Raw genomic sequence first — 12,472 nt, 5'->3', positions numbered from 1 at the left:
TACGGCCGCCTTCTGCATGCTGGCAATCGGGGATTGCGTCGGCGGTCACGGTGCGACCTTCAATGCGGTCGTTCCGGCTTTCAGTCCCGGCGCGGTGACGCGGATCGTGACCGGCGCCGTGCCCGCATCCGCGAGCACCATCAGCAGCGCGCGACCGTCCTGAGCCGTGCGAGTCGGGCTGGTGAACGCGGTGTGGTCGGTAATGCTGCCATTGTCGAACGCGGCGAGCGTACCGTGGGTCACGGTCGCCTCCAGCAAGGGAGCTGCATCGGGGACGGGGACGCCCTTCGCATCGACCACCGCAACCTCGACGAAGCCGACGGCGTCGAAGCCGTGGCCGATCGTCGGGGTCGCCGAGGTCAGCCGGATCGCCGCCGGGGCGCCCGCGGTGGTCAATTCGTCGCGCGCCACGACGCGCTTGCCGTCATAGCCGACCGCGCGGATCGTGCCGGGGACGAACGGCACGGTCCATTGCCGGGCCTTGTCGTCGGCATTGCGCGGCTTGCGGCCGAGCGATCGACCGTTGACCGACAGCTCGACCTCGGGCGCGTTGCTATAGACCTCGATGGTCTCGTCGTGCGCCGCGCGGTTGGCCGGCGACCAGTCGGCCAGCGCTCCCGGACCCTTGGGCTGCGGCACCGCGATGCCGACCATCGTCGGCATTTCGCTGACGTCCACCACCTTGGTCACGCGGCGGGCGATCCTGACCACCGGCTTGGTCGACCACCAGCTCTGGCGTTCCCAGCCGATCGGCTTCACCGCGTCGATGCGGTCGACCAGGCCTGACGGGTTGCTGATTGCCGGCCAGCCGATCCGGTCGGCCTCGCCGAGGTAATCCGCACCGGTCCACAGGAACATCCCCGAATAGGCCGGGTCATCGCGAATCACGAGCCAGCTTTCGCGGTTCTTGCTGTTCTCGGTGCCGATGATGATACGGCTCGGCTTGTCGGCGTGCGCCTTGGCCAGTTCGGTCTCGCGGTAGTTCTGGCCGACCACGTCGAGCATGTCGGCGGTGCCGTTGTCGTAATCATGCGTGGTGTTGGGGCGGAACAGCGCCATCGTCACCGGGCGCGTAGGATCCTCCTCGTGGAAGATCGCCTTCAGCCGCGCGATGATCGACTGCGTGACGACCGGATAGGCGGTGTCGTGGATCTCGTTGCCGATCGACCAGAGCGCGATGCTGGGGTGGTTGCGATCGCGGCGCACGAACGCGCGCGCATCGATCGACGACCAGTCGGTGAAGAACAGATGATAGTCCTGCGGGTTCTTGCCGACCGTCCACATGTCGAACGGCTCGTCCATCACGATCAGCCCGAGCCGGTCGCACAGGTCGAGGAATTCGGGTGGGAACGGGTTGTGCGCGGTGCGGACCGCGTTGACCCCGAGCGCCATCAGCCCGCGCAGGCGGCGTTCGTAGAACGCGAGCGGCACCGCATTGCCGAACGCGCCGCCATCGGCGTGGATCGCGACGCCCTTCAGCTTGACGTTGCGGCCGTTGAGCCAGAACCCGGTCGCGGCCTCGAACTTCGCCTCGCGAACGCCGAAGCGGACCTGCTCGTCGTCGAGCGACCGGCCGTCCGCCGCCAGCACGCGGACGCGCGCGGTGTAGAGTGCGGGATCGGCGATGTCCCAGCGGCGCGGACGGGGCAGGGTCAGGGTGACGCTGCCCGCGCTCGCCCGGCCGGCGGGCAGCGACAGCGCCGCGCTCTCGCCGTGGGCGGCCACCTTGCCGTCCGGCGCGACCAAGTCGACCGCGATGCGTGCGGTGGCCGTCGCATCGGACTGGTTGAGGATGCTGGTGTCGACGTTCACGGTCGCCGACGCAGCGGTGATCGCGGTCGCGCGGACCACGGTCGCGTCGGCGTCGAGATGCACGGGATCGGTGACGATCAGCCGGACATGACGATTGATCCCGCTGCCGGCATACCAGCGCGACGCCGGCTGGCTGGCGGTATCGGCACGAACCGCAAGCACATTGTCGCCGTCGCGCAGGAATGGTGTCAGTTCGTAGCGCAGCGGCAGCGATCCGTTCGGGCGATAGCCGAGGTGCATGCCGTTGAGCCACACGCCGGATCGCTCCATCACGCCGTCGAACTGGACGAACACGCGGCGCCCGCGCCACCCGGTGGGCATGCTGAGGTGCTTGCGGTACCAGGCGATCCCGGTCGGCAGGAACGCGCCCGACCCGGTTGCCGCGGCCTTCTCGTCGAACGGCCCGGCGATCGCCCAGTCGTGGGGCAACGCGACCTGCTGCCAGGCCGCATCCGCCAGCGCAGGCGTCTCGGCGTCCTTCACGTCGCCCTTGGCGAACAGCCAGCCGCTATCGAACGGCAGCGTCTCGCGCGGCGCGGCGTGCGCCGTCGTCGCCATCAGCAGCGCGACGATTGCAAAGGCACGATTCATCGCGCGGCCTTGGCGACTTCGGCGGCATAGATCTTGGTCTTGCCCTCGATATTCGCGCGGAAGATCAGCCATTTGCCATCGGGCGAGAAGCGCGCATTCGGCTCCAGCTTGTAATCCTGCTTGCCGAAATCGACGATCTTCTCCTCGTCCATCCTGCCCGAAGCGATCAGGCTGGCGGCATTGTCGGCATGGATGCCGGCGACGTCGGGGATCGTCTGTGGCTTGAACAGATACAGCCACTTCGCATCGGGTGCGCGCGCGACCATCTCGCTGTCGCCGCCGTCGCCTGAGAAGATCTTCTGGTCGGCGGACACATTGTAATGCACCGACCACTGGTTGCGCTCGAGGTGGTATTGCGTGCGCTTGCCGGTCGCGACGTCGTAGCCCGCAAGCCAAAAGCTCTCGCCGCGCGGGCGCTGCAGATCGTACCAGATCGTCTTGCCATCCGGAGACCAGAACTCGTGGCCCGCGATCTCCATGTTCATGGTGCGCGCATGGACCTTGGTCATCTGCGTGCCGTCGGTGCGGATCGTCCAGATCCGGTCGACCTTGTGCCACGGCCCCTCGTGGCAATACATCAGCAGCGTCGGGTCGGTCGGCGAGAACTGCAGGTGGTTGAGCCAGTCGGTTGCCGTCAGCACCGACCGCCGCTCGCCGGTCTTCACGTTGAGCGTGAAGATCTCCATCGGGATGCGCGCGTCGAGCCGTTGGTTGAGGCGGTATTCCTTGGCATCGGCATAGGTCATCGGCGTGCCGTCGGGCCAGTTGGCGGCATAGGCGGTCATCCCGCCGACCGGGGGCCCGGCGCTCGGCTGCAACGGCATGTCGCGCTCGGCGACCTGTCCGGCGAGCAGCGTCTCGTCGGCATTGATCGTGTCGATCCGGCTGCCCTTGGGCACTTTCGCGATCAGGCGGACCGCACCGGTGTCGATATCGGCGGCATAGATCGTGATCGGCGCGTTGGCGTCGCCCGCTGCCTGTTCCGAGAAATAGGCGGACCGCGTCTTGTGCCCCGCGAACAGCACATGCGCGCCGGGTCGCTTGAGCAGCGTCGTCACCTTCCAGCTCTTCATGTCGAGCCGCGAGATGCCGTCCCTGGTCTGGAAGATCATCGTGTCGCCGTTGGGCGTGTACGCGTTGTAGTTGAAGTACAGCGCATAATTGCCCGGCGCGTCGGATATCACATGGATGCGATGGCCGGTCTTTGCATCGACCCAGTCGGTGCGTTCACCTGTGGGGGCGGCAGCGACGGCCGGCGCCGCGGCGGCGAAGGCCAGGGGGATGGCAAGCCGGAGGGCGAGTGAGCGCATGCGATATCCTCGTTTCATCAATTGCCGTCCGGTTTGACGTACGGTTGCGCCGCACTCGCGGCCAAGCGGAAGGTCGCGGGGTCGGGCGGGCTGCCCGGATCGAACGCGCCCAGGTCGTCGCGCAGATGCGAAGCGAGCGGCAGCTTCGCCTCAGCAATCCCCGCCGCGATCGATCGCGCGAGCACCCAGGCGCCGTAATTGTCGTGGTGCGTCGCGTCTTTGCCGCCGTCGCTGAATGCGAGCGGCGCGCGGGCTGGCCCCAGCGCTTCATAGACCCGGATGCTGGCGGCATTGAGGTCGATCACCGGCACCTTTTCCTCGGCGCCGACCGCGCGAACCGCGGCGGCATAGTCGGCGAGCGTCGGCTTGATCTTCGCGCCGATCCAGTTGCTGCGTTCGGGCGAACTGACCAGGATCGGCGTCACGCCGCGCCGGCGGAATTCGGCGATGAAAGTGCGAAGATAGTCGCGATAGGTGGTCTCGGCGGCGGCATAGGTCTGCGGCCACTGCGCCTTCTGGTCGTTGTGGCCGAACTGGATCAGCGCGACGTCGCCGGCCTTCACGAGCTCCAGCACTTTGGCGAAGCGTAGTTCGGAGATGAACGACTTCATCGTCTCGCCGCTTTCGGCGTGGTTCGCGACCGCGATGTCGGGCTTGAAGAACGCGGTCAGCATCTGGCCCCAGCTCGCGCCGGGCTCGGTCGGCTGGTCGGTCACGGTCGAATCGCCGAGCAGGAAGACGGTCGGCACCGCGACCGGCTCGATCGCGATCGCGGTGACGCCGGGGTTGGCGCCGAGGATTTCGAGCGTGAGCTTGTCGTCCCAGGTGAAGGCGGTCTTCTCGCGTGGCTTCAGCAGCACGGAGGCACCGCCCGGCGCGTTGAGCGGCGGCGGGACCAGCGCGGCGTCGCGGACGTTGACGATGAAGCTGCGCGTGACGTGGCGTCCGGCGGGGACCCTGACCGCGTCGAGCATGAGTCTGCGGTTCTCGGCCTTCAGCGTGGTTTCCGTGGCGCTCTTCGGCAGGCCGAGCGTGACGGTGACGCGGTAGTTGCCGGGCGCTGTGCGGACCGAGAAGAGGGTCGGGCGGCTCGGTTCGAACCCATATCCGTCGGCATAGACGTGATCGGAAGCGACCGCGACCGCACCTGCGTCGGCCTTGGTCGGCCCGAACGCGAAGCGTCGGGCCTGCGCGCTGGCGGAGGTGGAGAACAGCGTCGCCATCGTCGCGGCGCCCGCGATCAGCGCCCGCTTGGTGGCGACCCTCATCATCCTATCCCTCGACGTTGTGCCGTATTGTGCAACGTCATCCTATAAATAGAGACGATAGTCGAGCGATATCGAATCTCAGGATGCGATCTGTTCGGTCCGGTTGCGGCCGTCTGCCAGGACCCGGCGACGATAGGCGATCAGGTCCGCGCCGCGCCTACTCTGCGCGCCGTCGGCGATGGCCAGCCAGGCGACCGCGTCGGCGAGGCGCGTGGCGGGTTCGAGCGGGATGCGCGCGAGTTCGACGTCGAACGGCGCGAAATAGCCGGGTTCGCCCATCCAGGTCTGGAACCGCATGCGTGCCTCGCCCAGCGACCAGCCGCGCACATGGATGCCCAGGTCGACGAGCGCGCGCGAAACACGGAACAGCAGCCAATGGACATGGCCGAGCTGCGACAGCGGATCGGGACAGGCATCGGCCGCGATCTGTTCGGCATAGATGCCCCAGCCTTCAGGGAAGGAGGACGCATAGTCGACGCGCAGGGGATGCGGCGGGCGGACGCCTTCGAGACCGAGCTGGATCATGTGCCCGGGCAGCAGTTCGTGCGCGACGACGCTGGGCAGCGTCCAGCGCGGGCGGCGGCGGATATCCTTCAGGTCGACGATATAGGCGCCGGGCTTGGTCGGGGTCGGCGCCTCGCGGTATCCCTGGCGGCCGGCGGCCATCTCCTCGGGCGACAGCGACCGGGTGGTGACGTCGAGCGTCCAGGCGGGCACCTCGCCAACGAGTGCGGGGACGCGCGAACGGATGGTGGCGAGCGTCGCGTTCATATCGGCGACCGCGCTGGCGCGACCGGGATCGCTGTCGGGATAGAGATAGCGGGGGTCGCGCCACAGCGTGGAATAGCGTTCGGCGACGGTGCCGTTGATCATGCCGATCTGCGTGAAGAGCGTGGCGGCGCGCGCGGTCTGGCGGTCGAGTTCGGCCAGCAGCCGTGCCTCGACGGCGGCGGGCGTGTGGCCGTTGCCGACCGCGCGGTTGAGCAGCAGCGTGTACAACGACGCGCCATCGCGCAGCCGCCCGATGCCCGGCTGCGACGGGGCGGTGTCGCGCTGGCTCGCCAGAACCACGAGCTGGCGGTCGATCGCCGCGGCGATGTCGGGGCGGGCGGTGGCGCGCGCGGCCTGCAGTGCCGCCATCGTGCGGTCGAGCGAGGCGAGGGGCAGCAGGATTCCTGCCTCGGCGTCGGATCGCAGGCCGTCAGAGTCCGCGTCGATCGCGGCTGAATTCTTCGCAGCCTTCCACGCGCCCGTCAGCGGGGTAACCCGGTACGCGGTTCGCCGGCCGAAATCGCGCAGCAGCATCGCGTCGATCGCCAATCCGGCGCGTGCTGCGGTGAGATCGAGCCGGTCGGCGCCCTGCAACATGGCCGCGTCGAACCCTGCGAGGGTCCGCAACGCCGTCTCCGGACTCTCCGTCGTCGCGCGGTCTAGCGCGTCTCGCAAGGAGTCCGGGGCAGCGCGCGCCAGCGTCGGCCACGCGAGCGCAGCCCCGATGCCGCCTATCACTGCCCGGCGGTGCGGGCGGATCATGGCAGTGTCACGCTGTTGTTCGCCTGCGTTATCTCCGGCGCATCGTCGGGCAGGGCAACGCGGACCGAGAGTGGCGCGCGTGCTCTGCCTGGGATCGCGAGCTTCACGGTCGTGGTGCGAGGACGCAGGTCGATCGGCGCGGCGAGTGGCGGGATGGTGGCGCGGGCGACGATCGATCCGGCGGCGTCGACCAGCATCGCTGTGCCGCCCTTGGTGTCGCGCGCGCCCAGGCTGTGGACGGTGACGGTGACCGACCGGCCCTTCACGACGACGTCGTCGGTACCGACGCCGAGGTCGGCGCGGGTATCGACCGGGGTGCCGGGCGTCACCAGCGTGAAGTCCAGCACCGTCGTCGTGCCGGGCGCGAAGGCGACTTCCGTACTCGCGCTGCGTTCCAGGGAAAGGTTCTGCGCGGCGCCGGCGGGGACCAGCGTCTTGCCCTCGTCGACACTGGTCGACCTGCGCATCGACCAGCTGCCGGCGGTGACGTTCCAGGTCGACATCATCGCTCGCTGTTCGGTCGCGGTCATGTTGTAGGCGATCACGCGGAACCGGTCGCGGGTCGCGCCGGGGACCAGGATCGCGACGCCCTGCGCGGCCTCGGGATCGTCGAAACGCCAGCTGACCGTGTTGCCCGGCCAGGTCTGGTTGCGGCGCAGCGCGATCCCGCCGAGCCGTTCGCGCTGCAGGATCTCGTTGGGCTGCTCGACGCGGTCGGACCACCAATGACCCTCGGTGTACATGTATTCGTGCTGCGCCTTGTCGGCGATCGCGTCGGCGTGAAGCGCGGCGAGCGGCGCGGTGTCGCCGGTCGCGGCCCAGGCGGCGTAGCGGGCGAACGGATCTTCAGATTTCGCCTTGGCGAGTTTCGCGCGCGCTTCGGCGCCACCGGGCATCAGGTCGAAGCCGTTCTCGTTGAACTCGGCGATCGCGTTCGGCCCCTTGGCGACGCGGCCCTGGATCGGGCGGAGGTAGCGGTCGTCGCCGGTGAAGCGCCACGACGCCCAGGCGCCTTGCAACGGCGTCGACACGCCGCCGCCGTCGCCTGTGCGCGTTGCATCGGTGCGCCAGTTGATCTCGTTGGGATAGCTCCAGCTGCCGTCGGCGGCCTGCTTGCCATGCGCCATCCAGCCGTCGATCACGCCGGTCACCAGCCCGCGCGCGGCGGGGTTGGCGTTGTACAGCCCGACCAGGATCGGCGCGTGCAGCACGGTGAACGAATACGGCTTCTGCCACTCCCACGCGCCCTCGCGGTAAATTTTCCGCGCGCCGTACCAGTTGCTGGCGAAGTGCATGTGCCCGGCGGGATTCTTCAAAATGACGGACTGGAGCGCCCGCGCGGTATCCATCAGGCGTTCGACGCTGCGGGGTTCGCCCCAGTTGAGATAGAGCCGCTCGGCGTTCGAATTCAGCCCCTCCTCATAGGCATGGAGCTCGTCCGTCGTGATATAGCCGAGGCCGTTCACGATCATGCCGTTCTTGTAGACCGCATCGGACAGCGCGCGCAGCGACGCGTTGATCTTGTCGGGGTCGACGCCCATCAGCGCAAGGCCGGGCCATTGCTCGGTCAGGTCGACATCGTCCGAGATGCCGCCGCCGAAATCGCCATACGGGACCTGGCGCTGGTCGATCCACCAGTTCACGAAATGGCGGACGCGCTTCAGGTCCTCGAGCTGGCGGAACGCCCATAGCGGCACGCCTGCAGGCGCGACCGGCTGGACGAACGCCGGCAGGTTCTCGGGCCGGTAGTTGATGTCGGCCCAGTAGGCGCGGGCTTCGATGTTGTCCGGATCGACGCGGAGCAGGTCGGAGATGTCGGCGAACAGGCGGCGATATAGGCCGGCGCGCTTCGACGCGGTGTGTTCCTCGACCAGGAAGCCCCAATTGTCCTTCACCTGCGCGAACCGGTCCGCGACATGCTCAGGCAGCGCGGTGGCGCGGGGCTTAAAGACCAGGCGGATCCTGGCGCCGTCCAGACTCTGCGCGGAGCAGTCTGGCGCGGCGCTGGCGATGGTCAGGTACAGGCTGGCGTCAGGCAGGATGCGGTCGCGCAGGTCGAGCCACAGCGTCCGCGCCTCGTTCGGCCGCACCGACACCGACAGGTCGATCATGTCGCGACCCGGCCACAAGGGGTCCTTCACGCGGATGTTGAGCGGGATCAGCCCGGCGGCATTGGGCTTCACGCCGAGCGCGGGGATGTCGATCGCGATCCCGTCGAGCCCGTCATGGACGTTCTGCCAGCCATAATCGAACGCGCGGGCCAGCGGCCGGTCGGGCAGCGCGTCGCCGAAGCTGGCGGGGATCAGGACGTGCACGATCGGTGCGGCGTCGGCGCGGCGCGCGACGGCGGCCCCGGTTACGCCGGTGCCGGCGCCCACTGCTGCCTTCAGTCCCGACGCCGGCATCGCGACGACGGTGCTGCGCTCGTCGGGCGCGAACCGGCCGGCGATATAGGTGTTGAGGTCGCCCAGCGCGGCAAGGTCGGTCGCGGTGGCGGCGTTGACGACATAGGAGAGCTTGAAACTGCCGGCAGGCTCGGTGCCGGCGCCGATATCGTAGGCCCAGATTTCCTGGATCGGCTGTTCCTGCATCACGTTGGTGAAGCTCAGCCGCCCGCCGGTGCGGGGCGCGATGCTGTCGACGCTGCGGACCACGCCCTGCGGGCGCTTCGCGAGCGACACGGACTTCGCGCCGTCGCTCCAGTCGAGACTGCCGTACGCCGCGCCGCGGATCTCGACGCGGTTGACGCGCTCGCCGGGCGGGATCGTCAGGTCGTAGCGCTTGCCGCCTTCGACATAGGTGTTCCAGTCGGGCAGCTCGAAATAATCGTCGCGCCCCGGCAGCCGCGAGCGGTTGTAGACGCCCGGCCAGGTGGTCTCTGCGATCCCGTCGACGCCCTTCCACATCCACTGTTTCAGGTCCTTCGCATCCGCGAACTCGACTTTCCGCACACGGGTTACGGCGGCGTCGAGGACGGGGGGCGAGGCGCGGTCCCAGCCATAGCGGTGGAGCCATGCCTTGCGCTGTGCCGCCATGTCGACCGGTGCGGCAGCCGCAGGGTCGCGTTTGTCTGCTAACGCAGCGACATCGGTCGCAGCGAGCATATGGTCATAGACGCGAATCTCGTCGAAATCGGATCCGCGCATGAAATTGTAGCGGCTCTGCACCTGATGCGGCGACAGTACGCGGCCGGCGAGACCGAACTGGTCGAGCCCGCTGTCGAGGTCGGCCGGCTGGTCCTTCCGCGCCACTTCGCGGCCGTCGACGTACAGCCGCACGCCCGCGGTCTCGTCCCAGGCGAACGCCATGTGCCGCCACGCATCGGCGGCGGGGAGTTGGTCGATCCGCCACGACACCCGGACGCGCGACAAATTGGCGTCGGTGACGAAGGCGTCGAACCCGTGGCCGTTCCAGTCGATCCGCAGGAACGCCATGTCCCAGCTCGAATGATCCGCGAAGCCGACCCGGAACAGCACGAACGGTGCTTCCCCGACCGGCTGGCGCGGTCGCCAGAAGAACGACAGCGTGCCGCGTTCGGCGCGGATGTTCCCGGGCGCATTCCACGAGACATAGCCGTCGTCCGCCCACTTCGCCGCCCCGCCGATCGCGCCGTCGGGCACGATATCGACGTTGCTGCGGAAATTCGGCACCGGATCGCCCGCCGCGACGTCCGCGGTCAGGCTCTTGTCCGCCGACATCCGGAACAGGAGCCCATCCTGTGCCGCGGCGGGTGTCGCGCTGGCGATCGCCAGCGCGAGCAGGGACGTCTTGGCCTTCACGTCATTCCCTCCTTGTGCCGGCGCGGGGTGATCCCCGTCTGTTCGGCGATGTCTTTTCAGCTCTGTCTTAGCGTGCCTCGACCCGTGCCAGCTTCGGCGACAACAGGTGCACGACCGCGATCGCGATCAGATAGGTGCTGCCCGCGACCGCGAAGATCAGCGTGTAGCTGCCGGTCGTCTGCAGCACGTAGCCGGTGAACTTCGCCATCATCATGCCGCCGATCGCACCGACCGTGCCGCCGATCCCGACCACCGACCCTACCGCGCCGCGCGGGAACATGTCCGACGGGATGGTGTAGAGATTGGCCGAGAACGCCTGATGCGCTGCAGTCGCCAAGCCGACGATGCCGACCGCGAGCCACAGATTGTCGACATATTGCGCAAAGAAGATCGGCATCACCAGGAACGCGCAGACCAGCATCACGATTTTCCGCGCGAAGTTGGCGCTGTAGCCGCGACGCATCAGCTTCGACGACGACCAGCCGCCAGCAACGCTGCCGATATCGGAGATCAGGTAGATCGCGACAAGCGGCGGGCCGAAGCTCTTGAGATCGAGATGATAGGTCTTGGCGAGGAAGTCGGGTGTCCAGAACAGGAACAGCCACCAGATCGGGTCGATCAGGAACTTACCGAGCGCGAACGCCCAGGTTTCGCGGTAGCCGAGCAGTTTGAGCCAGCCGATCTTCTCGGCGGGGTCGGCGGGATCGCTCTCGATAAAGGCGAGCTCGGCGGCCGAGACCTTGGTGCTCTCGCGCGGGCGACGGTACATCGCGATCCAGAACACCAGCCAGATCAGGCTGAACGCGCCGGTGATGACGAACGCCATGCGCCAGCCGAGGCCCATCGTCACGACGATGAACGGCACCACCAGCGGCGTGATGATCGCGCCGATGTTGGCGCCGGCGTTGAACACGCCGGTCGCGAGCGCGCGTTCGCGCGCCGGAAACCATTCGGAGACCGCCTTGATGCCGGCGGGGAAGTTGCCCGACTCACCGATCCCGAGCAGCGCGCGTGCCGCGGAGAACTGGAACGCGTTGCCGGCGAACCCGCATAGCGTGTGGCCCAGCGTCCAGATTACGAACGCCACCGAATAGCCGATTCGCGCGCCGAGCACGTCGACGATCTTGCCGAAGCTCAGATAGCCGATCGCATAGGCGGCCTGGAACCAGAAGATGACGTCGGCATAGGTGGTTTCGTCCCAGCCGAGATCGGCCGAGATGGTCGGCTTTAGCACCCCGATCATCTGCCGGTCGACATAGTTGAGCGCGGTCGCCGCGAACAACAGGCTGCAAATCACCCAGCGGTATCGCCCGACCCGGCCGGCCGCGCCGGCGACCTCCGGCATGTCCATGGTTGCCATTGGTCTTCTCTCCAGTTGGGGCCTCTAGCGGGCCTTGATCGTGCAGGTGACGGCGAACCGCCCGTCGAATTTCGCCTCGACGCGGTCGCCGATCGCGACCTCGTGGACGCCGGTGACGGCGCCGCTCGATATCCACTGGCCGGGCGTCAGCGCGATCCCGCGTGCCGCCATGTGCTCGAACAGATAGCGCGCTGCGCCGAACGGGCCGTCGAGCATCGTCGCCGACGTCGCGGCGCCGATACGCTCGTCGTTGATCCAGAGTTCGATCGGCCAGGCATTGATATCGCCATCGCGCCAGCCCTCGGCTTCCGCACCGACGACCAGTCCGTTGTTGTTGCCGAAATCGGAGATCGTCGCGGTGGCGCCGTTGGTGTTGATGCCGGGAAAGGGCGAACTGGCGATCTCGATGCCGACGTGCACCGCGTCGATCAGGTCGCGCGCCTCCGCGATCGTGTACTGCGTCTTGGCGGGATCGGGGGCGGTGCCGATGCGGAGCAGGAACTCGGCTTCGGCGGCGGCAAACCCGTCGGCGAACACCGGCATTGCGACCGGGGGTTCGGCCTGATCGTGTACCGAACCCGCGAAGATCGGGCCGCTCAGGCGGTCGATGCCGTCGATCGGCGGGTTGATCCGTCCGACCTTCCAGCCGACGACCTCGCCCTCGGCCAGCGACAGCGCATCGTCCTGCACGGCATAGGCTTCGGTCAGCGTGGTCGGCAGCGTGCCCGGATAATCCGGCACCGCATGCCCGTTGCGCCGCGCGTCCACGAAAGTGCGCGCGATCCGCATCGTGTTGTCGGTCGTGTTCGGCCGTTCGCC

At 67.9% G+C, this 12,472-nt stretch carries 7 protein-coding genes; all 7 read right to left on the bottom strand.

Annotated elements, in window-relative coordinates:
- Positions 1-45: 45 nt before the first annotated feature.
- Positions 46-2,403, bottom strand: coding sequence for a glycoside hydrolase family 2 TIM barrel-domain containing protein (locus SJY20_RS15740; protein WP_380787856.1), 2,358 nt, complete (start codon positions 2,401-2,403; stop codon positions 46-48).
- Complete coding sequence (locus SJY20_RS15735; RefSeq protein ID WP_380787855.1) at positions 2,400-3,713, bottom strand: oligogalacturonate lyase family protein; 1,314 nt, start codon at positions 3,711-3,713, stop codon at positions 2,400-2,402. The genes SJY20_RS15740 and SJY20_RS15735 overlap by 4 nt, the downstream gene beginning before the upstream one ends.
- A 17-nt stretch (positions 3,714-3,730) precedes the next feature.
- Positions 3,731-4,981, bottom strand: coding sequence for a rhamnogalacturonan acetylesterase (locus SJY20_RS15730; RefSeq protein WP_380787854.1), 1,251 nt, complete (start codon positions 4,979-4,981; stop codon positions 3,731-3,733).
- A 78-nt stretch (positions 4,982-5,059) separates the two neighbouring features.
- A complete protein-coding gene (locus SJY20_RS15725) occupies positions 5,060-6,514 on the bottom strand; it encodes a DUF885 family protein (RefSeq protein ID WP_380787853.1) in 1,455 nt (484 codons plus the stop codon).
- On the bottom strand, positions 6,511-10,293 hold the full coding sequence (locus tag SJY20_RS15720; RefSeq protein ID WP_380787852.1) for a LamG-like jellyroll fold domain-containing protein: 3,783 nt from the start codon (positions 10,291-10,293) through the stop codon (positions 6,511-6,513). Before SJY20_RS15720 ends, SJY20_RS15725 begins: the two co-directional genes overlap by 4 nt.
- A 67-nt stretch (positions 10,294-10,360) precedes the next feature.
- Positions 10,361-11,653 carry an MFS transporter gene (locus tag SJY20_RS15715; protein WP_380787851.1) on the bottom strand — a complete coding sequence of 431 codons (1,293 nt, stop codon included), beginning with the start codon at positions 11,651-11,653 and terminating at the stop codon, positions 10,361-10,363.
- A gap of 24 nt (positions 11,654-11,677) precedes the next feature.
- On the bottom strand, positions 11,678-12,442 hold the full coding sequence (locus tag SJY20_RS15710) for a 2-keto-4-pentenoate hydratase (RefSeq protein WP_380788745.1): 765 nt from the start codon (positions 12,440-12,442) through the stop codon (positions 11,678-11,680).
- Between the last annotated feature and the right edge of the window lie 30 nt (positions 12,443-12,472).

Origin of the sequence: Sphingomonas sp. R86521 (assembly GCF_042466235.1) — a bacterium.
GTDB lineage: Bacteria > Pseudomonadota > Alphaproteobacteria > Sphingomonadales > Sphingomonadaceae > Sphingomonas.
Note: the sequence above shows the minus strand (reverse complement) of the source record. Positions and strands in the feature narration are given on the sequence as shown.

Coding starts and splice junctions, on each gene's coding strand:
- SJY20_RS15740 (WP_380787856.1), bottom strand. CDS start 2,403: ATGAATCGTGCCTTTGCAATCGTCGCGCTGCTGATGGCGACGACGGCG.
- SJY20_RS15725 (WP_380787853.1), bottom strand. CDS start 6,514: ATGATCCGCCCGCACCGCCGGGCAGTGATAGGCGGCATCGGGGCTGCG.
- SJY20_RS15730 (WP_380787854.1), bottom strand. CDS start 4,981: ATGAGGGTCGCCACCAAGCGGGCGCTGATCGCGGGCGCCGCGACGATG.
- SJY20_RS15715 (WP_380787851.1), bottom strand. CDS start 11,653: ATGGCAACCATGGACATGCCGGAGGTCGCCGGCGCGGCCGGCCGGGTC.
- SJY20_RS15710 (WP_380788745.1), bottom strand. CDS start 12,442: ATGCGGATCGCGCGCACTTTCGTGGACGCGCGGCGCAACGGGCATGCG.
- SJY20_RS15735 (WP_380787855.1), bottom strand. CDS start 3,713: ATGCGCTCACTCGCCCTCCGGCTTGCCATCCCCCTGGCCTTCGCCGCC.